The 21,313-nt window shown below is 70.8% G+C and carries 22 protein-coding genes; 8 read left to right on the top strand and 14 right to left on the bottom strand.

Going from position 1 to position 21,313, the window contains the following annotated elements; genetic code table 11:
- The 10 genes from AC07DS_RS37440 to AC07DS_RS37395 form a co-directional block, all read right to left on the bottom strand.
- Complete coding sequence (locus tag AC07DS_RS37440; protein WP_336115618.1) at positions 1–384, bottom strand: DUF742 domain-containing protein; 384 nt, start codon at positions 382–384, stop codon at positions 1–3.
- Entirely contained in the window at positions 381–1,223 is an 843-nt protein-coding gene (locus AC07DS_RS37435) for a roadblock/LC7 domain-containing protein (RefSeq protein WP_479152779.1), read from the bottom strand. Before AC07DS_RS37435 ends, AC07DS_RS37440 begins: the two co-directional genes overlap by 4 nt.
- Positions 1,220–2,401, bottom strand: coding sequence for an ATP-binding protein (locus AC07DS_RS37430; RefSeq protein WP_479152777.1), 1,182 nt, complete (start codon positions 2,399–2,401; stop codon positions 1,220–1,222). Before AC07DS_RS37430 ends, AC07DS_RS37435 begins: the two co-directional genes overlap by 4 nt.
- A gap of 326 nt (positions 2,402–2,727) precedes the next feature.
- The gene (locus AC07DS_RS37425; protein ID WP_479152776.1) at positions 2,728–3,576 is read right to left on the bottom strand and encodes a DMT family transporter; all 849 of its coding nucleotides are present in this window, start codon (positions 3,574–3,576) and stop codon (positions 2,728–2,730) included.
- A 125-nt stretch (positions 3,577–3,701) separates the two neighbouring features.
- Positions 3,702–3,824 (bottom strand): hypothetical protein, encoded by a 123-nt coding sequence (locus tag AC07DS_RS37420; RefSeq protein WP_479152774.1) that lies wholly within the window; start codon positions 3,822–3,824, stop codon positions 3,702–3,704.
- Positions 3,825–4,030: 206 nt separating this feature from the next.
- Positions 4,031–4,156, bottom strand: coding sequence for a hypothetical protein (locus AC07DS_RS37415; protein ID WP_479152772.1), 126 nt, complete (start codon positions 4,154–4,156; stop codon positions 4,031–4,033).
- Positions 4,157–4,306: 150 nt separating this feature from the next.
- Positions 4,307–5,122 (bottom strand): ABC transporter permease, encoded by an 816-nt coding sequence (locus AC07DS_RS37410; RefSeq protein WP_479152770.1) that lies wholly within the window; start codon positions 5,120–5,122, stop codon positions 4,307–4,309.
- A 12-nt stretch (positions 5,123–5,134) separates the two neighbouring features.
- Positions 5,135–6,028 (bottom strand): ABC transporter permease, encoded by an 894-nt coding sequence (locus tag AC07DS_RS37405; protein WP_479152768.1) that lies wholly within the window; start codon positions 6,026–6,028, stop codon positions 5,135–5,137.
- A 3-nt stretch (positions 6,029–6,031) separates the two neighbouring features.
- Entirely contained in the window at positions 6,032–7,225 is a 1,194-nt protein-coding gene (locus tag AC07DS_RS37400) for an ABC transporter substrate-binding protein (RefSeq protein ID WP_479152766.1), read from the bottom strand.
- A 57-nt stretch (positions 7,226–7,282) separates the two neighbouring features.
- Positions 7,283–8,314 carry an ABC transporter ATP-binding protein gene (locus AC07DS_RS37395; protein ID WP_479152764.1) on the bottom strand — a complete coding sequence of 344 codons (1,032 nt, stop codon included), beginning with the start codon at positions 8,312–8,314 and terminating at the stop codon, positions 7,283–7,285.
- A 110-nt stretch (positions 8,315–8,424) separates the two neighbouring features.
- Here AC07DS_RS37395 and AC07DS_RS37390 point away from each other — a divergent pair, with 110 nt between their 5' ends.
- The 3 genes from AC07DS_RS37390 to AC07DS_RS37380 all read left to right on the top strand — a co-directional run bounded on the left by AC07DS_RS37390 (position 8,425) and on the right by AC07DS_RS37380 (position 10,912).
- Entirely contained in the window at positions 8,425–9,186 is a 762-nt protein-coding gene (locus tag AC07DS_RS37390; protein ID WP_479152762.1) for a FadR/GntR family transcriptional regulator, read from the top strand.
- 38 nt (positions 9,187–9,224) lie between these two features.
- On the top strand, positions 9,225–10,007 hold the full coding sequence (locus tag AC07DS_RS37385; RefSeq protein WP_479152760.1) for a cache domain-containing protein: 783 nt from the start codon (positions 9,225–9,227) through the stop codon (positions 10,005–10,007).
- A 143-nt stretch (positions 10,008–10,150) separates the two neighbouring features.
- Complete coding sequence (locus AC07DS_RS37380; RefSeq protein ID WP_479152758.1) at positions 10,151–10,912, top strand: beta-glucanase; 762 nt, start codon at positions 10,151–10,153, stop codon at positions 10,910–10,912.
- Positions 10,913–10,919: 7 nt separating this feature from the next.
- On the opposite strand, the gene AC07DS_RS37375 is transcribed toward AC07DS_RS37380, so the two are convergent.
- Entirely contained in the window at positions 10,920–11,528 is a 609-nt protein-coding gene (locus AC07DS_RS37375; protein WP_479152756.1) for a flavin reductase family protein, read from the bottom strand.
- Positions 11,529–11,805: 277 nt separating this feature from the next.
- On the opposite strand from AC07DS_RS37375, the gene panD reads away from it, so the two are divergent.
- The 5 genes from panD (at position 11,806) to AC07DS_RS37350 (ending at position 16,789) form a co-directional block, all read left to right on the top strand.
- A complete protein-coding gene (panD, locus tag AC07DS_RS37370; protein WP_479152754.1) occupies positions 11,806–12,225 on the top strand; it encodes an aspartate 1-decarboxylase in 420 nt (139 codons plus the stop codon).
- Positions 12,226–12,354: 129 nt separating this feature from the next.
- Positions 12,355–13,773: a DUF6002 family protein gene (locus AC07DS_RS37365; protein WP_479152753.1), complete on the top strand. Its 1,419-nt coding sequence runs from the start codon at positions 12,355–12,357 to the stop codon at positions 13,771–13,773.
- A 37-nt stretch (positions 13,774–13,810) separates the two neighbouring features.
- Positions 13,811–14,563, top strand: a complete 753-nt coding sequence (locus tag AC07DS_RS37360) for a TauD/TfdA family dioxygenase (RefSeq protein ID WP_479152751.1) — start codon at positions 13,811–13,813, stop codon at positions 14,561–14,563.
- Positions 14,560–15,687 carry a hypothetical protein gene (locus AC07DS_RS37355; protein WP_479152749.1) on the top strand — a complete coding sequence of 376 codons (1,128 nt, stop codon included), beginning with the start codon at positions 14,560–14,562 and terminating at the stop codon, positions 15,685–15,687. The genes AC07DS_RS37360 and AC07DS_RS37355 overlap by 4 nt, the downstream gene beginning before the upstream one ends.
- Positions 15,688–15,892: 205 nt before the next feature.
- A complete protein-coding gene (locus AC07DS_RS37350; protein WP_479152747.1) occupies positions 15,893–16,789 on the top strand; it encodes an EamA family transporter in 897 nt (298 codons plus the stop codon).
- Positions 16,790–16,818: 29 nt separating this feature from the next.
- Here the strand turns inward: AC07DS_RS37350 and AC07DS_RS37345 are convergent, their stop codons facing one another.
- The 3 genes from AC07DS_RS37345 to AC07DS_RS37335 form a co-directional block, all read right to left on the bottom strand.
- Positions 16,819–17,499 carry a DUF6215 domain-containing protein gene (locus tag AC07DS_RS37345; RefSeq protein WP_479152745.1) on the bottom strand — a complete coding sequence of 227 codons (681 nt, stop codon included), beginning with the start codon at positions 17,497–17,499 and terminating at the stop codon, positions 16,819–16,821.
- Between the two features lie 89 nt (positions 17,500–17,588).
- Positions 17,589–19,067, bottom strand: a complete 1,479-nt coding sequence (locus tag AC07DS_RS37340; protein WP_479152743.1) for a glutamate-cysteine ligase family protein — start codon at positions 19,065–19,067, stop codon at positions 17,589–17,591.
- A 92-nt stretch (positions 19,068–19,159) separates the two neighbouring features.
- The gene (locus AC07DS_RS37335; protein ID WP_479152741.1) at positions 19,160–21,226 is read right to left on the bottom strand and encodes a SpoIIE family protein phosphatase; all 2,067 of its coding nucleotides are present in this window, start codon (positions 21,224–21,226) and stop codon (positions 19,160–19,162) included.
- Positions 21,227–21,313: the final 87 nt, after the last annotated feature.

The raw sequence follows: 21,313 nt of genomic DNA, 5'->3' as shown, positions 1-21,313 counted from the left end.
TCACGCTCCGAATCGGGCTTTGAGGCCGTCGAGTACGGCGTTGAGCACTTCTCGGTCGACACGTTCGGCGCGGGGCACGGGCTTCCGCGCGATGATGAGACCGCTCTCCTCCATCTGCACCAGGAGAATCCGCACGATCCCCAGCGGCAGATGTGTGTGGGCGGCCACTTCGGCGACGGAGAGAAAACCTTCCGTCACCAGCTCCAGAACCTGCCTCGCCTCCGGGGAAAGCGTGCGAGCCGAAGCAGTGGCACCCTCTTGGGCGGACACCAGGGTGGTGCGCTCGTAGGCATTGTCCGGGGGCAGGGCCCGCCCGTTCGTGATCACGAAGAGCGGGACTAATGCTGACGTCAGCTCAAGTTCCTGATCCGGCCCGTCATTCACGTACGGCTCGCCTCCCCGCGTGGTGCCATATATGAGCTCAGCCGTGGCACCACCTGATGCAGCCGGGTGGTGAACTCCTCGATATCGGCATCGTGTTCGGCGGCCGCGGCCAGGAACGCCCCACGGCCGGCCGAGATCAGAAAGATCCAGCCGTGCTGAAACTCGATCACCGTCTGCCGCCACTGCGCGTCCTGGCCCACACCGGCGAACTGCGAGGTGGCCCGGCTGTAGGCGTGAATCCCCGTCATGGCCGCGGAGATGGTGTCCGCCAGGTCCTGGCTCATGCCCGTGGTGGCACCGCGGGGCAGGCCGTCGGAGCCCAACAGGACGGCGTGGCGGGCGCCTTGCACCTCGGCGACCGCTTCGTCGAGGTCCGCGATCGGGATCCCCTGGCCGCCCGCCCCCTGCTGTGCCCGGGCTCCGCCGGACCGCCCGGCGAGGCCGTCCGCGTTCACCCGGGGCGGCGAGGTGAGGTTGTTGCCGAGCCGGGCGACCAGCCGGTGCATGCGGAAGGAGATCTGCTGCATGTCGACGTCCGGCGCCGCGGCCGCCGCCAGATAGGCGCCCTGCCCGGCACCGATCAGGAAGATCCAGCCGTGCGAGAACTCGATGATCGTCTGGTTCCACTGCCTGTCTTCCCCCGGCCCGGCGAAGTGGGAGGTCGCACGGCTGAGCGACTGCATGCCGGCCATGGCGGCGGAGATCGTCCGCACGTCCTGCTGGGCCATGCCGTCGGTCGCGCCCCGGGGAAGGCCGTCCGCGGACAGCAGGACGGCGTGACGCGCCTTCGGCACGTTGTGCACGATGTCCTCGAGCATCCACGACAGGTCTGTGGTCATGCGTCATCGGACCCTTCGGACGGAGCCGAGGCGAGATTGCGGCCCGAGAGCGTGCCGCGCTGGAAGGCCCCGAGGCTCCGGCCCGCGGCGCGGCCGGCGTCCTCCGGCGCCGCGGCGGGCGACTGTGAGCTGTCCCGGTCGGGAACGCTGGCGATGGGCACCTGGCGGGCGCCACGCCGCGGCAGGCCGTGCGCGGTACGGCTGACGGGCTCCGGCCGGCCGACTGTGCCACGGATACCGCTGACCTGGGGGTCCTCGGCCGGGGCCGCCTCCTCCTCGGTCCACAGCTCCTGCGGCAGCAGTACGACGGCGCGCACGCCGCCGTAGCGGGACACACCGGTCACGTCCACCCGGAACCCGTACTGCTGCGCGAGCAGGCCGATCACGGGGAAACCGAACTTCGGCTGGTTGCCCAGATGCGAGAGACGGGGCCGGAAGTCACCGGAGAGCAGTGCGGAGGCCTTCTGCCGGTCCTCGTCGTTCATACCGACACCGGCGTCGTCGATGACGATGCACAGGTTCTTCTGCACCCGCTGGAAAGTGACCTCGATCGGCGAACCCTGCTGAGAAAAACTGGCAGCGTTGTCGAGAAGTTCGGCGACCGCGAGCGCGACCGGAGAAACGGCGGACGCCTTCAATGCAAAACCGGTCTGCTGCATGATTTCGACGCGCCGGAAGTTACGAATCTGACCCTGCGCGCTGCGCACCGCGTCATAAACGCTGGCGGGCCTATTTCGGCGGCCCAGCGGAGCACCGCACATAACTGCAATGCCTTGTGACTTGCGAGCCATCTGTGCATTGGCGTGACTGACTTCCAGCAGATCGCTCAGGACGGAATGGCCGCCGTACTTGCGCTGGATTTCCTCAAGAAGCGCGAGCTGTTCCGCGGCAAGGCTCTGCAGAAAGCGCGCGGAACCCTTGAGGACAGCCTTGGTGCTTTCCTCGGCCGCCTCTTCGGCCTCTTGGATGGTCTTGTCGTGCTCGTCCTGGTGCTGCTGCAACTCCGCTCTTAAAGCGGCCAGTTGCACGTCGGCCTCGCTCAGCCTCTGCGTGAGCGCGGCCTCTGCCTGCTGCTTCTTCGCCGCTATGGCCTTGTTGCGACGACTGAGCACCAGGGCCGCGGCGACGGCGATGGTCGTCGCCGCAACCAGGCACCACACGAGTGCGTCTCGATTCATGGAAACCTTTCCTATATGTAGCCTGCAGTCGTCGGCGGACGGATCGGGGGAATCCGTGGCGCAACCGCTTGGCACGACTCGGTCGCCGTCGCGTTGAGAACCGGCCCGATCTCAAAACAGCGCCGGAGCCGAGTGGACCAAGGTCGCAGACGCGGGGATGCTATCACTGAGATAGGGGAACCTTCACAACGCGGAGTCGTCCGGTAACCGTTGCGTGTTCGCCGCAGAGGTTATTGATTGAACGACAGCCAACGGCAGTGCGGCCGAGTCGTGATGGTGTGGGGTATTTATTCGGCACCATGAAGGACTGATTGCCCTTTATGGACTTAACGGACGGCGAGGTGCTGGACGGCCCGGCTCAGGACCACCACGCCCATGACGATCAGCACGGCACCGCATATTTCGGGCACCAGCCACCAGCCCGTGCGGACGCGTTCGTGGAACAGGGCGATTCCGAGGGCCAGGCTGACCATCGCGTCCCCGATGGTCAGCGCGGGCTGCGCCGCCGCCAGCGGACCGGCCTGCAGGGCGTTCTCCAGCAGCAGCACGGCGACCGCACCCGTGACCGCGAAGCCGTACGTCTGCCAGGACCGCAGGAACGCCGGAAGGCCGTGCTCGGCGAAGGTCCCCGCGGCCGACTTCAGCAGCGCGGCCGTCAGCGCGTTGCCCGTGGCCGAGGCGGCCGCCAGCAGCGCGGCACGGCGCACCGCCGCGCGCCCCCGGCCGGCCAGCAGTACTGCGACGGCCATGGCGCCGAGGCACAGCGCGAGCGCCGGGATCCACCGGTCGAGTGGCGCCTGGGAGGTGGCACCGTGCGGTGCGGCCGCCACGAGCAGGACGGCCAGGCCCGCCACCACACCGCCGACACCCCACCAGCCCGAGCGCCGGAGCCGACGGTGCATCAGCAGCCCGGCCACGAGCAGGGCGAAGGGAAGCTCCAGGATGAACAGCGGCTGGACCAGTGCGAGCGGGCCGTTGACGAGGGCGAGGCTCTGGAACAGCGCGGCGCCGACCACCCCGGCCATGCCGATCAGCCAGGCCGGCCGGCGCAGCAGTTCCGCCAGGAGCCGTAGCCCACCGCGGCTGCTCGCGGAGGCGGCCTTGCGCTGGAAGGCCGTGCCCACGGCGTTGCTCGCCGCTCCCGCGACGGCGAACGCCGCGGCCAGTTCGATCACGACCGTCTCCCGCCTGCGGGCGCGCCTCCCGGAGGAGCTTCGGGTACTCACAGCCTACGAAAGCCCTCCCCGGGCCGCCGCCGAAGCCGGCCGCGGCCCGCACGCCCCGGAATCCGGACCCGGTCCTACTGCAGCATCCCCGGGATGATCTCCCCGTCCTCGGCGGTGGCCCCCCTGATCGTGATGCCCGCCGGTGAACCCGGCAGCATCAGGGAACCGTAGGTGCCGGTCACGTACAGGTCGGCCATGCCGTCCCGGTCGGTGTCGCGCAGCCGTACCGTGCCGCCGAAGGCGTCGTCCTCCTGGGGGTAGCCGGGAACGCCGGGGCTGCTGCGGGTGAACCACTTCGAACCCTTGCCGGACAGACCCGTGCGCGATCCCCACAGGACGGTGACCGCACCCTCGTCCTTGTGGCTGCCGTCGTCCTCATGGGGCCCGACACCGCCAGGTCGCCCTAGCCGTCGCCGTTGAAGTCGGCCGGGTACTTCGCGGGGGCGGCCGCGGCCGGCGAGGCCGGCGCGACCGGGGGCAGGCCGCAGGCGAGCAGGGCCGCCGCCAGAAGCGTGGGGCGCTTGGGCAAGGGGTCTCCAGGGTCGAACGAGCGTGCCGCATGCGGTCGTTCACGCGTCCGGGGTGCCATGGCGATCAGGAGACAGCCGGCAACTGACGAGGGTTGCCGGGGACTTGGGTGAACAGTTGAGGTCTCTGTGGTGTACGGGGACGGGGCCCCTCACACCCGGCTCGACGTCGCCGTGTCCGAGGACAGCCGCTGGGCGACATAGATCGGGACGACCGACAGCAGGACGAGGACGGCTGCCACGACGTTCACCACGGGCGCCTGCTGGGGCCGGGTCATGTTGTCGAAGATCCAGATGGGCAGGGTCTCGATACCGGGTCCCGCCGTGAAGGTCGTGACGACGATCTCGTCGAAGGACAGGGCGAAGGCGAGCAGGCCGCCGGCCAGCAGCGCGGAACGGACCAACGGGAAGGTGACGTCGGCGAAGGCGCGGAAGGTGGTCGCCCCCAGGTCCATCGCCGCCTCCTCGTACGAGGAGGCCGTCCGGCGCAGCCGCGCCACCACGTTGTTGAAGACCACCACGATGCAGAAGGTGGCGTGGCCGACGATCACGGTGAACAGACCGAGGCCCACACCGATCGGCGCGAGAACGGTGCCGAAGGCCGAGTTGAGCGCGATGCCCGTGACGATGCCGGGCAGCGCGATCGGCAGGACCACGATGAACGACACCGTGTCGCGGCCGAAGAACCGGTACCGGGCCACCGCGAACGCGATCAGCGTGCCGAGGACCAGCGCGATCGCGGTGGCGCCCAGGCCCGCCTTCACCGACACCCACAGGGCCTCGCGCGCACCGGAGTTGTCGAGGGCCACGGACCACCAGCGCAGCGTCAGCCCGGGCGGTGGCCAGCTCGCACTGCGGTCGGGGTTCAGGGAGTTGACGAGGACGAGCAGGAGCGGGACGTAGATCACCGCGAAGCCGAGTGCGGCTCCTGCCCGCAGGGCGGTGCGCGCGGTGCGGCTGAGATGCATGGCGCTCTTCTCCTACAGGCTGGTCAGGGCGCCCGTGCGGCGGATCGCCAGCAGGTACAGGACGATCACGAGCACGGGAACGGTGCCGAGCGCTGCCGCCATGGGCAGGTTGAGTTCGATGTTGGAGTACACGAGGTTGCCGACGAGCTGGGTCTTGCCGCCGACGATCTGCACGGTGATGTAGTCGCCGAGGCTGAGCGAGAACGTGAACACGGAGCCCGCGGCCACGGACGGCAGCACCATGGGCAGCACCACCGAGCGGAAGGTGCGGCCGGCCTTCGCCCCGAGGTCGGCCGAGGCGTCGAGCAGATTTCCCGGAAGCTGTTCGAGGGCCGTGTGGATCGGCAGGATCATGTACGGCAGCCACAGGTAGGTCAGGGTGAGCACGGTGGCGGGCAGCCCGAAGCCCGGGCCGCTCAGCCCGAAGGGCCTCAGCATCCAGTCGGCGAGGCCGCCCTCGGAGAGGATCAGCCGCCAGGCGTACACCTTCACCAGGTAGCTCGCCCACAGCGGCGTGAGGATCGCCACCACGAGCAGCGGGCGCCACTTGGGGCGGGCCACCCGCGCGGTGTAGAAGGCGACGGGGAAGGCGATGACGACGCACAGCACGGTCACCGCGAGCGCCACGCCCACGCTGCGCAGGATCACCTGGCGGAAGACCGGGGTCGTGAACAGGGCGTGGAAGTTGTCCGTCGACCAGACCCTCACCACCTGGGAGGTGAAGGAGTCGGTCGTCCAGAACGCGGAGACGAACAGGATCGTCAGCGAGCCCAGGTAGAGGACGGTCAGCCACAGCAGCGGCGCGGTGAGCAGCAGGGCGAGGCGGAGCCGGGGTCTGGTGTGCAGCGCTCCGGCGAGCCGCCGGACGGTGCCCCGTCCGGCGGCGGGCGTCACTTCACTCGTCACGGCTCAGCCCTTGATCTCGGTCCAGGCCTGCACCCACTTCGCGTACGGCACGCACTTGACGTCCGTGCGGCCGTCGAGGCACTGCTCGATGGGGGTGTTCCAGAAGGCGATGTTCTTCCAGTAGCCCTCGTCGGCCGCGTGGTAGGTCGTGCAGAAGTTCTTGTCGCTGGTCTCGGCACAGGCCCTGGAGTTGGCCGGCGCCTCACCGAAGTACTCGGCGACCTGGGCGTTGACCTTGGGGGAGACGATCCAGTCGAGCCACTTGTAGGCGCAGTTGGGGTGCTTGGCCTTGGCGTACACCATCCAGGTGTCCGACCAGCCGGTCGAGCCCTCCTTGGGGACGAACGCCTTGACCTTGGCACCCTCGCCGGCGGTCAGATTGGCGATGACCTGCCAGGTGGTGCCGACGACCGAGTCCCCGCTCTTGAAGGCGGAGATCTCCTTGAGGTAGTCGCTCCAGTACTCGCCGATGTCCGCGTTCTGCTGCTTCAGCAGGGCCACGGCGGCGTCGAACTGCTTCTGGTCGAGGGCGTACGGGTTCTTGATCTTCAGTTCGGGCTTGGCGGCCTTGAGGTACAGGGCCGCGTCCGCGATGTAGATCGGCGAGTCGTACGCGGTGACGTGCCCCTTGTACTTCGGGGCGTCGTCGAAGACCGCCGACCAGGAGGTGGGCGCCGGGCTCACCTTCTCGGTGTTGTACATCAGCAGGTTGGCGCCCCGGCCGTGCGGGATGCCGTACATCTGCCCCTTCACCGAGTTCCAGGAGCCGTTCTTCAGTCCGCTGAAGACGTCCTTGTAGTTGGGGACGAGGCCGGTGTTGACGGGGGCCGCGTCACCGGAGGCGATCAGGCGCAGGGAGGCGTCCCCGGAGGCGGAGACGGCGTCGTACTCCCCGGTCTTCATCAGCTTGACCATCTCGTCCGAGCTGGCGGCGACCTTGGAGTTGACCCGGCAGCCGGTCTGCTTCTCGAAGTCGCTGACCCAGTCCACCTTGGGGTCGTTGGAGCCGTCCTCGACGTAGCCCGCCCAGGCGATCAGGTTGACCTGGCCCTCGGTCTTCCCGAGCTTCGTCGGGGCCTTGAGGTCGGGCGGGTTGAAGCCGGTGGCTGAGGAGCCGCTGCCGGAGGAGCTGCAGGCGGCGGTGAGCAGCAGGGCCGCGGTGCCGGCCGCGGCCACGAGGGTTCGGGTGAGACGCACGACGTTCTCCATGAGTGAGGGAGCCTTGCGCGGAGCGGAGGGTTCGGGGGGGTGGGGTCAGGAAGGGATCCGGACGGAGTGTCCGCGGTGCCACCGGAGGCGCACCCGGGTGCCGCGGTAGGCGGCGACGTCCTCGGAGGAGGTCTCGAGGTTCTGCTGGAGGGCGGTGAGGCGGCCGCCGCCGTCGAGGTCGACGAGGAAGCGGGTGGCGTCGCCGAGGTAGACGACCTCGGCGACCGTGCCGGTGACGGTCGCGTGTCCGGGCTCGTCCGCCTCGGCGGACTCCTTGAGGACACGGATCTTCTCCGGGCGGATGTTGTACGTGCCGGGTGCGCCGACGATCCGGTGGGCCGCCTCGCCCTCCAGCAGGTTCGAGGTGCCGACGAAGCCGGCGACGAACGGGGTCGCCGGGCGCTCGTATATCTCGGCGGGGGTGCCGACCTGGGCGATGCGGCCCTGGTCGAAGACGGCGATCCGGTCGCTCATCGTCAGGGCCTCCTCCTGGTCGTGGGTGACGAAGACGAAGGTGATGCCCACCTCCCGCTGGAGTGCCTTGAGTTCGACCTGCATCTGTTCGCGCAGCTTCAGGTCGAGGGCGCCGAGGGGCTCGTCGAGCAGCAGGACCCGGGGGCGGCCGACGAGGGCGCGGGCGAGGGCGACGCGCTGGCGCTGGCCCCCCGACAGCTGGGCGGGGCGCCGCTGGCCGTAGCCCTCCAGGCGGACCTCGGCGAGCGCCTTGCGGGCGCGGACGAGGCGTTCGGGCTTGGGCACCTTGCGGACCTTGAGCCCGTAGGCGACGTTCTGCTCGACCGTCATGTGCGGGAACAGGGCGTAGTCCTGGAAGACCGTGTGCACGTCCCGCTCGAACGGGGCGAGGCCCGTGACCTCCTGCCCGGCCAGTTCGATCCGGCCCGCGGTGGGCGTCTCGAATCCGGCGACGAGCCTGAGGACCGTGGTCTTGCCCGAGCCGGAGGGACCGAGCATGGAGAAGAACTCCCCGTCCCGGATCTCCAGATCCACACCGGCCACGGCGGTCGTCTCCCCGAACGACTTCCGCACGTCCTGCAGCCGGATCGCAATTCCCTCCATGCGGGAACCTTTCTGGCGCGCTCTGAGTTGACCGCAAACATATGAAGTCATAGTTCTAAGCTCAAGATCCCCTTAGGGTAAAGTTTGAGTCAACGCACAAGGTGGTGGCCGTGAGGCAGCACGAGATCGACGGCGGCGCCCGGGGAGCGGGCGGCGGTGCCCGTCGTGCCGTCTTCGCGCCGGTGGACAACCGGGCCCGCGTGGACACGGTTGTCCGCCGCATCGGCGACGCCATAGAGCTGGGACTCCTCGCCGACGGCGAGCAGCTTCCCGGTGAGAGTGAACTGGCCGGGCAGCTCGGGGTGTCGACGGTGACCCTGCGTGAGGCACTGATGGCGCTCAGGCAACAGGGTCTGGTCACCACCCGCAGGGGCCGCGGCGGCGGCAGCTTCGTGTCGCTGCCGGAAGTCCCCGCCGACGACCGGCTCCACGCCAGGCTGGGCGGCTGGAGCACCGAGGAACTGCGTGACCTGGGCGACCACTGGGCCGCCCTGTCCGGCGCAGCCGCCCGCCTCGCCGCCCAGCGCACCGAACCCGAGGACCTCAACCCCCTGCGACGCACGGCCGAGGAGCTGGCGCACGCGCCGGAGACGGCGGCGCGCAGCCGCCTGTACGGCCGCTTCCACGTGGAACTCGCCGCCGCAGCCCAGTCCGCCCGGCTCACCCGCGAGCAGGTCGCGCTGCAGAGCGAGGTGGGCGCGCTGCTGTGCCTGGTCCTGGGGAGCGGTGAATATCGTGAAGAAGTGGCGGACCGTCACCGCGCCGTGATCTCGGCCGTGCAAGATGGGGCCCACGAATCGGCCGGCGCACTGGCCGAGCGGTGCGTCAGGGAGTCGACGGCCCGGCTCGTCGCCGTACGCCTCACCCTCTGAACGCGCCGCGTCCGGTTCCCGTCCCGCTGGAGGACACCATGGGCTGGAGCCCCGGGCAGGTCCACTCGGCTGCCGCGACGCTCGACACGGACACCGAGGCCTGGGTCGCCTCGCAGGTGGGCCGTGCGCTGGAGGCGGTGTTCGAGGCCGTTGCCGCCACCCGGGCCGACACCGCGGCCCTGCTCGCCAGGACGGCCGCACAGGGCCGTCGCCCCGCGAGCGCGGACCTCGCCGCCCTCCGCCCCGGCCTGCACCAGCGACTCACCCGCCAGGAACTGGTCTCCGGCGTCGGCTTCGTGGCCGCCCCCGGCCTGCTGGCCGACGTACCCGCATGGCTGGAGTGGTGGCAGACAGGCGCCGACGGCGACGTACGCCCCCTCCTGCTCGACCTCGATCCCGGGCACTCGGCGTACTCGGACTACACGCACTGGGACTGGTTCGCCCTGCCTCGCGACACCGGGCGCCGCGCCGTGGCCGGGCCGTACGTCGACTACCTCTGCTCCGACGAGTACAGCCTCACCCTGTCCGCACCGGTCGAGACCGAGGGACGTTTCGCCGGGGTCGCCGCTGCCGACGTCTATCTACGGCACTTCGAGGCGGCCGTACTCCCGCTGCTGCGTCGGCTGCCCCGGCCCGCCCATCTGGTCAACGCCCGCGGCCGGGTCGCCGCCTCCGCCGACCCCGCCCACCTGGCCGGTTCCCTCACCAAGGGCCCCGACTTCGGCGACCTGCTCACCGAGGGCACGCCCGCCGAGCACGCGGGCCTGCGGCTGGTGCCCTGCCACGGCGTCCCGCTCGTCCTCGTGCTGGCCGGGACCTGAGACGCCGGACGCAGCCGCCCAGCACGTCCAGCACGCCCAGCACGTCAGGGCTCCGAGGCGGCCCGTTCACTCGGACGGGTCATTCCCGCGGCCTTCCGCGTGCCCGGGCGCATGGGCGGTCCCGAGCCGGTGAGACATCGGTCATGGAAGAACCGACACCCGGCGGCCCGTTTCCGGCTCCCCACATCCCGCCCGGGTCCGACGTGGTGTTCACGGCGGACTTCGCGTCCGTCACGCAGTGGGTCGCGGGCCGTTCGTGGGCGTATCCCGACGGCGGCCCGGTCAACCCGGGCGACGACAAACTGGACCACCTCGTGCCCGATGCCGACTACTGCCGCTCGGGCGTCTTCCGGGCCACGCGCCGGCCGGACGGCAGATGGAACACGGGACTGCTGACCACGGAGGGCAGCGAAGAGGCGTTCATGGTCCGGTCGGGAGACGTCCTGGAGGCCCGGGTGCGGCTGCCCCGGGAGATCGGCGCCTGGCCGGCCATCTGGACCTGGCGGGACGGCGACCAGGAGATCGACGTGTTCGAGTACCACCCCGACAACCCGGACCTGCTGGAATTCACCAACCATGTGCGCGGCGGCGGCAGTTACTTCCGCGCCGCCGCCGTACGCCCCGGAGCCTGGGTCGACCTGCGCACCGAGTTCGGGTCCCGCTCCGTCGTCTGGTCGGTGAACGGCGCGCAGGCCTTCGCGGACTCACGCGGCGTGGGGCGCGGCTGGCACGCCCATCTCATCGTCAACCTGTCCGTGTGCGCCGGGCGTTACCACCCTGCGCCCGCTGCGACGACGACCGAGATGTCGTTCGAGGTGAGCGAACTCGTCGTACGGCGCCCGTCCGGCGGGGGAGTGCCGGGCGAGCGGCCGGCCGCGGAGGGAGGTGAGCAGCAGCCGGCGTGACCGGGACTCAGTCGGCCGTCCACTCCCGGTACGGTACCCGCGCCGCCTCGCGCACCTCCCCGACCGTGCTCCACTCGTTGCCGCCCAACCGGGCCAGGGGGCGCAGCAGTCCGATGTCCGGCCGGCCTTCCACCAGGACGTCCTCGCTCACGGCCGCGTGCACGACCTGGCCGAACACCACCGTCGAGTCGCCGAGCCGCAGTGCCGAGTGCAGCGTGCACTCGAGCGCCACCGGGGAGGCGGCCACGCGCGGCGGCTTCACCCGCAGCGACGGTTCGGGCCGGATGCCCACCGCGTCGAACTCGCCCTCGTGCCGCGGAAAGTCGGTCGCGGTCGCGTTGACCTGCTCGAAGAGCTGCTCGGGCGCGAAGTTGACGACGAACTCCCCTGTCTCCTCGACGTTGCGCAGTGAGTCCTTCCGGCCCACGGAGGTGAACTGGACGATCGGCGGGGCGGTGCAGGCCACGGTGAAGAACGAGTGCGGGGCGAGGTTAGCGGTCCTGCCGTCCGCGGTGAGGGTCGAGACCCACGCGATCGGGCGGGGTACGACCACGGCGGTCAGCAGACGGTAGAACGAGCCAGGATCCAGGGACTGGGGCGAGTAGTCGACGCGCATGGCAGCAGGCTATGCGGCGCCACCTCCGGCCAGAGATCCGTTCTGCAAAGAGCCAGCAAAGGTGTACCGCCCCACGGTGAGGTGGCCACGAAAAGGGCAGGCGCGCGCACAGCGCTGAGCAGGGCGCTGAAGGTGCGATCAAAAGGTCAAACCCCTTTGTCTGCTTCGGATTTCGTTGATCAGGCCGGGGTTGTACCTGCGTTCCGCGCATGCCACGCTCCCTTCCGTCGCGACACCGAGATCATCGACTGACCGGACGCAATCGCGAAGGGCCACCGTGCGTTTCGAGACACTCAAAGCCAAGATCCACCGTGCCACCGTCACCCAGTCCCACCTCAACTACGTCGGTTCGATCACGATCGACGTGGACCTGATGGAAGCGGCGGGCATCCGCCGTCACGAGAAGGTCGACCTGGTCAACGTCACCAACGGCGCACGCCTGTCGACCTACGTCATCGAAGGACCCCGAGGGTCGGGCGTCATCGGCGTCAACGGCCCCTCAGCCCGCCAGGCACAGGTCGGCGACCTCGTGCTGATCGTGTCGTACGCCTCCGTCACTCCCGAGGAGGCCGAGGAGTTCGAGCCGAAGGTCGTCTTCGTCGACGGCAAGAACAGGATCACCGGCTTCGGCGGCGACCCGGCGGAGGTTCCGCCGGGCAGCGGCCTGGTCCGCGGAGACCAGGTCGCCGGAGCCTGACCCGGGCGGGGCCCCGGGGCGGCGTCAAGCCCCGGGGCCCCGCCCACCCTCCCCACTCCTGTCACCTCGGCAGCCTCCGGACCGGCCGCCCCCCCTCGCGGCCCGTCCCCCTACCTGAACGGGAACGAAGTGCACCCCACCCACTCCGCATCCGCAGAGACCTCCACAGCCACGGTCCTGAAGAGCGCCCTCACGCACTACGACGCCGAACTGCGGCAGGCGTTGACCGTACTCGAACCCGACCGTGCCGACGGCCCCGACGGGATCCCGGCGTTCTCCCCGGCGTTCCGTCTGCCCGACCCCAGCCCCGCTCTGGAACGGTTCTTCGCCGTCTCCCACATAGGCGTCACCGACCTGCCCTCCTACCGCGGCCATCGCCTCCGCCTGCTCGACCTGATGCGCAATCCGGCGACCCGCACCACCAAGACCCTGGCCTCGCTGGTGATCGTCGCCCGTGCGGTGCGGCACATCACCACGACCGGCGAGCGCGTCCTGATCGTGACCCCGTCCTCCGCCAACAAGGCCACCGCACTGCGCGACGCGGTCCACCGGGCCGTCGACAGCGGGCTCGTGACGGCGGATCAGCTGCACATCGCGAGCGTGGTGCCGGCCCAGTCCACGGCCAAGCTGTGGGCGTCACCACTGAGCGACGATCCCGCACTGCGCCGCCGCAACCCCCTCGTGGTGCACGACTCCGCGGAACCGGCGTCGGTCAAGGACCTGGCCACGGCGTTCGCCGTCGCCCATGCCGACCGGCTGTGGAGGCAGTACGGCACCCGCGTCTGGTACACCCTCGGGCTCGACAACTACCGGGCAGCGGACGTGCTGCGGGCCTTCGCCGAGCGGGACCTGCTCCCCACGGACGACGACGGCACGCACAGCCGCACCCATGTGCACTCCGTCTCCAGCGCCTTCGGACTGCTCGGACACGATCTGGGCCACCGCACGGTCACAGCCGGCGGACGCAGCCTGCCGCAGGCCCGCTATTTCCTCGTCCAGCACCTCGGCACCCCGGACATGGTGCTCAGTCTGCGCCACGGCAGCCACGACCGGGAGAACCTGCCCGCGTACCGCTTCGACACCGCCACGGGGCTGTACCGGCAGGACGACGACCCGCACTTCCCGGCGACCACCTTCCATCCCGAGGAGCAGCTCGACCCCACCTTCTACACCCGACGCCCCGTCACCTCGGCCCGGATGGACCCCCTGGTCGCCGCGCACGGCGGAGGAGGAGTCGTCGTCTCCCTGCACGAGTGCCTGAGCCGCTATGCCGAGGTGCGCGGCCTCCTCGCCGCCGCCGGCCTCGCCCTGCCCGCCGATCCCCGCAGGCTACGAGAGTGGTCACTGGTCATGGCCGTCACCGGCACGCTCAACGCCGCCGACCGCGGCCTGCTCCCGGACAGCGACGACCTGCTGATCCACGGCTCGGGCAGCTACGCCGACCAGGACTACCGGCCGGTCCCCGAGGCTCACCGCCGCTTCGCGGCCGACGTGACAGAACTCGCGGGCCACATCGAGGACGCGGTCCGCGCCACGGCCACCCGGTGAACCGGCCGCGGACCGGACCACACGAACAGGAGGAACCATGCCCAGGCAAGCCGACAGCCTGCTGTCCCTGACCGACTTCAACGGCGCACCGCTCGCCGACGAGCTGGTGTGGAAGAGCTTCCACGCCCTGCTGGACCGCCACGGCTACGTCTTCATGAGCCGCGTACCCGACACCTTCGACCCGGTGGCCTTCTGCAAGCGGCTCGGCGACTTCGTCCCCCAGTACACCGGCGTCCTGGTCGGCGACGTCAGGCCGGAACCGGGCATGGACGAGTTCTACCACGCGGGCAACACCAAACCGCTCTACCCGCACTCCGAGGGCTACGACTTCGAGGGCCTGCCTCCGCGCTACCTCGCCCTGTGGTGCGAGACCCCCAACACAGGAGCCGGCGGGGAGACCACGCTCGCCGACGCGTACGCCTGGACCGGAACGCTCACCGAGGACGACCGCGCCTACCTGCGCGAGCGGATCTGGAGCTGGGAGACCACCGACGCGATGCGCCACCTCGGCCTCGACCTGCATCCCGAGCACCCGGTCATCGAGGACCACCCCGACGGAACCATCGTCCGCTACTCCTTCAACAATCTGGTCCGCGCCGACGACGAGCGCATAGGCCCCCTGCTCGAGGGCGCGAAGGCGTACTTCGAGCGGGAGCACATCACCGTCCAGTACGAGCGGCGCGACATGCTCGTCTTCGACAACTGGCGCATGCTGCACGCCCGCAACGCCTTCACCGACGCCGGACGTCACCTGCGGCGTATCCAGATCGCCCAGCGGGTCACCGCATGACGGCCGAGGAGGTCGCCCGGCACGGGGAAGCGCGGGGCGTCGCCGTGGTGGGCGGCGGCTCCCTGGCCCGCGCCATCTGCTATTCGCTGGCCGTCGCGGCCGTGCCCCCGCCCGGTACGGTGACCGTGCTCGCCCGTTCCGCGCCGGCCGCGCACGAGATCGCCTGTGTCGCGGGCGCCCGAGCGGCGGTCTCCGGTTCGCCGGCCCGCTTCACGGCAGAGCCCGTGGACGCGGCCGACCAGGAGGCGCTGGCCGCGATCCTCGCCCGCACCCGGCCCCGGGTCGTGGTCAACTGCGCGTCCGTACAGTCCCCTTGGGAGGCCGCGCGGGATCAGTCGGCATGGACGGACCTGCTCGCGACCGGCGGCTTCGGTATCGGCCTGCCGCTCCACGCCGTGCTGGCCCGCAGCGTGGCCCAGGCGATCCGGCGCAGCCGGATCCCCGCGCTGTTCGTGAACGCCTGCTACCCCGACGCGGTCAACCCCCTGCTGCACGCCGAGGGACTGCCCGTGTTCTGCGGCGTCGGGAACTCGGCCACGCTGGCGGCGTCCCTGCGCGCCGTGCTGCGACCGCGGGCCGGTGAACGCCTCAGAGTGCTCGCCCACCATGCCCATCTGCACGCTCCCGCCGACGCCTCGGACGAGGTCCGGGTCTGGCTGGACGACCGGCCGGTGCCGCACGTGGGTGAGCTGCTCGCGGCCCACCGTGCCTGCTCCCGCGAGGAGTTGAACGCGGTGACGGGACACACCGCCGCGGTGCTCGCCGCGCGGCTGGCCGCGGAGCAGGAGGTGCACGCCGACCTGCCCGGGCCGCTGGGGCTGCCGGGCGGCTACCCCGTCCGCATCACAGGCGGTCGCATCGCCCTCGACCTGCCTCCCGGCCTCACCCAGGAGGACGCCGTGACCTGGCAGACGAGGATGGCCGCACACGACGGTGTCACGGTGCTCCCGTCCGGCGAGGTCCGCTTTGGGCCACGGGCCCACCAGGCCCTGACCGCCCACCTCCCGGACCTGGCCGGCGACCGTCGCGCCGGCGACCTCGCACCGTTGACGCACCGGCTTCTGCGCCTGCGCGACACCCTGCGCATGCAGCGGCCCGCAGTGCACGTGGACACGGCCGCGTGACGTCCTGACGCACCCCCCGGACCCCGCCGCCCACGTTCCTCGGGGGCAGGCGGCCCAGCAATGATCCGCGACAGAAAGGCGGCCCGTGCCATGCGGGCGGGCCGCCGGAAGGAGGCCAGTCATCAGCCGGCTTCACACCCCCCGCGCACGCGCCGCCGCGGCGATCGGCCGAGGGCTCGGTGGCGTACCGGCCCCGGGACTGGTGATGGGCGGTGTGCTCGGCCTGCAGTGCGGGGCCGCACTCACCACTCGCCTGTACCCCGTCGTGGGGCCGGCCGGGGTGGTGACCCTGCGGCTGTGCATCGCCGCCGTCGTCCTCACCGCCCTGTGGCGGCCCCGGATCCGGGGTGACCGGGCCACCCTGTACATCGCCGCGGCGGCGGGCACCCTGCTCGCCGTGCATCATCTCGCCTACTACGAAGCGGTCGACCGGCTGCCCCTGGGCGCCGCCACCACCCTGGAGTTCCTCGGCCCCTTCGCCATCGCCCTGTGCGGTTCGCGGCGCGTGCCGGATCTGCTCTGGGCGTGCCTGGCGGCCACCGGAGTCGTGCTGCTCAGCCGATCCGGGATCGCCCTCGACACCGCGGGAGTCCTCTGCGCCACCGCCGCCGGTTGCTGCTGGGGCGGCTACATCCTGGTCGGCAAACAGCTGGCCGAGCGCGTCCCCGACGGACGCGGTCTCGCTCTCGCCGTCACCTGGGCCGCACTGCTGAGTCTGCCGTACGGCATCACACAGGCGGGCAGCCGGCTCCTGGCCCCGGGAACCCTCGCCGTGGCCGCCGTCGTGGCCGTCCTCTCCAGCGTCCTGCCGTACACCTTCCACCTGGAGGCGCTGCGCCGGCTCCCGCCCCGTGTGTTCGGTGTGCTCACCAGCCTGGAACCGGCGGTCGGTGCCCTGATCGGGCTGGTCCTGCTGGGCCAGCACCTCGCCGCGACCCAGTGGGCGGGCGTCGCCGCCGTGGCCCTCGCCTCGGTGGGGGCCACGCGCACGGGTGGGACCACGGACGTTCCTGACGAGGCAGCAGAGGCCGAGGACGACGACGGCCTGTCCGAGGAGACGAGAGTGATGCCCGGTCGGCGTTCGCCCGGGAAGGGGGCGTGAGAGCGCGAAGCGGGGGCGAGGAACCGGCCTCAGCCGCCGGTCCAACCGGGGACCGTCGGCAGCACCCGCTCGGCGACGCGGAGCAGTGCCGTGTCGTCCGGTGGTACGTCGTCCTGGCGCCAGATGGCGACCTCGAACGAGCCGCCCCCGTCCTTGGCGTCACGGGCGACCAGCAGATGACGGGCGAGGCCACCCGGGCCGGTGCCGATCTTGCCGCCGCCGAGGTTGATCTTGAGACCGATGGTCTGCCCCGAGTACAGGACGGCGGGGTGACCGAGAATCTTCTTCGACTCCGCGGACCTGCCGAGAAGCCCGGAGAACTCGCGGACCCGCATGTCGCCGTCCGACGCCCACAGCTTCACCGAGTACGTCTTCAGCGAGACCTCCGCATCGGGTGAGGGGGTCTCCTTGCCGTCGGCGTCCTTGAACGAACTCTCGGACCCGTAGGCGGTCTCGGCCTTTTCCCGCGGTGTGCCGAGGAGCGTGGGCAGGTCCGGGCGGTTCAGTGCCTTGCACAGCTGTTTCGCGGACACGCGCTCGGACACCGGCTCGTCGTCGTACGAGCACGTGGCCGGTCCCGGCTCGGAGGGGCGCTGCAGTGCCATGTGCACGAGCAGGGCTCCCGGTATCCCCAGGGCCAGCACCGCCACTAGCGCCTGGACCCAGGGTCTGCGGTCCCTCTCGGACGCGGGATCGTCGACGTCAACCATGTTCCCCCACCTCGGTCGTCCCCCGGCAAACGCTGGAGGATCCTAACCGGTGATCGTCTTCGCCGGCATCCCCGATTTCGTGGTGCCCGTCAGTCGACCGGCCAGGTGTGCACCGGGGCGTTGAGGTGCATGAAGTCGATGTACAGCTCGGTCATCCGCCGCAGGGCCTCGTGCCGGCCGGCGTGCGTGGTGGCGTCGATGCGGTGGAGCATCTCCTTCTGCCACACGGCCCCGTTGCGGGCCGTGACACAGCGCTGCTCGATGATGCCGAGCAGCGGCTCCCGCCAGGCCGCGTCCATGCCGGACAGCTCGAGCCCGCGGTGCGCCAGCGGCAGCAGCCGCCGCAGGACCAGTTCGGGCACCGGCAGTTCACCCATGCCGGGCCAGTACAGCAGTGCCTCGATGCCGTGCCGGGCCGCCGTGTGGAGGTTCTCCTCGGCCGCGGAGAACGACATCCGCGACCACACCGGACGGTCCTCCTCCACCAGGGCGCGGGTGAGCCCGTAGTAGAAGGCGCCGTTGGCGAGCGTGTCGGCGACGGTCGGTCCGGCGGGCAGCACCCGGTTCTCCACCCGGACGTGCGGCTTGTCGTGGGCGACGGCGTAGACGGGCCGGTTCCAGCGGTAGATCGTACCGTTGTGCAGGGTGAGTTCGGAGAGTTCGGGGATGTCCCCGCGGTCCAGCGTCTCCCCGGGGTCCTGCTCGTCGGTCAGGGGCAGCAGGGCCGGGAAGTAGCGCAGGTTCTCCTCGAAGAGGTCGAAGACGCTGTTGATCCACCGTTCCCCGAACCACACCCGCGGCCGTACGCCCTGGATCTTGATCTCCTCCGGGCGGGTGTCGGTCGCCTGCTCGAACAGCGGGATACGGGTCTCGTGCCACAGCTCCTTGCCGAACAGGAACGGCGAGTTGGCCGACAGCGCGACCTGGACCCCGGCGATCGCCTGCGCCGCGTTCCAGTAGCCGGCGAAGGTCTCCGGGGACACCTGCAGATGGAACTGCGTGCTGGTGCACGCGGCCTCCGGAGTGATCGTGTCCGCGTAGGTCCGCAGCCGGTCGACGCCGTCCACCTCGATGCGCAGGTCCTCGCCCCGGGCCGCGAAGATCTGGTCGTTGATCAGCCGGTAGCGCGGGTTCTCCGACAGGGACTCCTCGCCGATGTCCTCCTGGCGCAGGGTGGGCAGGATGCCGACCATGACCAGCCGGGCGCCGACCGATCTGGACCGCTCGTCGGCGTGGTTCAGCGCCGCGCGGATCTCGGACTCCCAGGCGTCGGGTCCGCCCGTCGTCAGCCCACGCGGCGGAACGTTGATCTCGAGGTTGAACCGGCCCAGTTCGGTCGACCACGAAGGGTCCGCGATCGCCTCCAGCACATCGGCGTTGCGCATCGCGGGCTCGGCCCGGTCGTCGACCAGGTTCAGCTCGATCTCCAGTCCGACCTGAGGTCGTTCGGACTCGAAGCGTGCGTCGCGGAGCATCTGTGCGAACGCGTCGAGGCACTCCTGCATCTTGATCCGGTACCGGCGGCGGTCCTCGCGGGTGAAGACGAGCGCCGGGACGTCCCGTCCCATCGGCCCTCCAGGGTTCCGCTCCTCGGACACCTCTCCAACCAGAGTCCCACCGACGGGCGAACCCCACCAAGCGGATGGAGCGGCGCCCCGGTCTACAGGGCCCGTGCGACGAGCAGGGCCACGTCGTCGTGGTCGTCGGGATGGCGCAGGCCGTACAGCAGCCGGTCGCAGGTCTCCTCGAGCGGCCGGCTGGGCTCGTCGAGGAAGCCGAGGAGGACGGAGAGACGGTCGTCGATGGGGTGCTGCCGGGTCTCCACGAGGCCGTCGGTGTACAGCACCAGCAGGTCGCCGGGGGTCAGTTCGGCCGTCGTGGTCTCGAACGGGATGCCGCCGACACCGAGCGGGGCCGCGGTGGGCAGGTCGAGGTACACCGGTGCCTGACCGGGCCGCGCCAGGGCGGGCGGCATGTGTCCCGCGTTGGCGATCGTGCACTGCCTGGTGCGGGGGTCGTAGACGATGTACAGGCAGGTGACGATGTAGTGCTCCAGATCGCAGGTGATCTTGTCCAGGTGCTGGAGCACCGCGCCGGGGGCGAGGTCCAGGTCCGCGTACGCACAGGTCGCGGTGCGCAGCCGGCCCATGGTGGCGGCCGCGTCGATGCCGTTGCCCATGACGTCACCCACCACCAGGGCGGTCTTCTCGTCGGCCAGCGGGATGACGTCGTACCAGTCGCCGCCGACCTCGCTGGTCGCCTGTGCCGGCTGGTAGCGGGAGGCGAGTTCCAGGCCCGTGTGGTGCGGCGAGTGGTCCGGCAGCAGGCTGCGCTGGAGCGTGAGCGCGGTGTTGCGCACGCTCTGGAACCAGCGGGCGTTGTCGATGGCGACGGCGGCACGGCTGGCCAGCTCGCCGGCCAGGACGACGTCGTCCTCGTCGAAGGGCAGCGGGTTGCGGGTGCGCTTGAGATCGAGGGCGCCGAGCACCTCGCCGTGGGCGATCAGCGGCACGGCCAGATACGAGTGCACGCCGGCCTGGGCCAGGAGCTCGCCGGACTCCGGATCCCGGGCGATCTGCCGCAGATCCCGGGCACCCACGTGGCGCACCATGACCGGCCGGCCGGTGTGGACGCACAGGGTGACCAGGCGGTCGCCGTCGTACGAGGCGACGTTGCCGGGCGCGCCGGCGGCGCGCAGCGCCACGGTGGGGTGAGCCGCCTTGAGGGCGAGGGCGCGGAACAGTTCGGGGCCGTTGTCCGGCCGGCGGGCGCGGCGCAGGGCCAGCGCGGAGTCGAGGACGTCCACGGCGACCACGTCCGCGAGCACGGGCGTGCAGATCTCGGCCAGCTCGAGAGCGGTCTGCTCGACCTCCAGCGTGGTGCCCACCCGCGCGGACGCGTCCGCGATCAGCGCCAGGCGCCGCCGGGCCCGGTCGGCCTCGGCGGCCGCGTGGTGCCGCTCGGTCACGTCGACGACCGACGTGGCCGCGCCCAGTACCCGGCCGCCCGGGTCCTCCAGCCGGTAGAAGGACAGCGACCAGGCGTGCTCGTGCTCCGGATCGGCCGGCGGATGGCCCACGTGGTACTGGTCGAGGAGGGGCATGCCGGTGGTGAGCACCTGGCGCAGTGCGGACTCGACGGTGTTGACGTCGGGGAACGGCAGGGTCTCCCGCAGATGACGGCCGATGTGGTCCTCGGCCGGGATCCCGTCGATCCGCTCCAGCGCCGGGTTGACCAGCAGGTACTTCAGATCGGGATCCATGAGGGCAAGCCCGATGGGGGACTGGTTGATCAGCCGCTCGCACAGCGCCAGGTCGGTCTCCACGCGCTGCAGCAGGGTGTGGTCGGCCGCAATGCCAAGGGCGTACACGTCGCCGAGGTCGTCCAGCAGCCGCATGGTGCGGAACTCCGTCAGCCGGCTGCTGCCGTCCTTGTGCCGCACGGGAAAGGCGCCGGCCCACCCCCGGCCGGTCTCCAGCACCTCCGTGAACAGGCTCACCACGGCCTGCAGATGCTCGGGACGGATCAGCAGCCGCACCGCGAACTTCCCGAGGACGTCCTCCGCCGTGTAACCGAAGAGGTCCTCGGCCTGCGGGGTCCAGAAGACGATGCGGCCTCGGGTGTCCAGCGCCACCGCGGCCACGCTCAGCATGTCCAGCAGGCCGGTCGGCCGCGGCGGCTCGGGGCTCTGCTCGTCGTCGCCGGCGCGCAAGGATTCCAATGCCATGCCAGAACCACCTCCAGCGGCCGGTCACCCGTCCGGGCCGGTACGGCCGCAGGCCCGAGCGCCGATGACCGTCACCTCCATGCTGCC

Source organism: Streptomyces sp. NPDC044064 (genome assembly GCF_056434245.1).
This window is presented reverse-complemented; position numbering and strand designations above follow the sequence as displayed.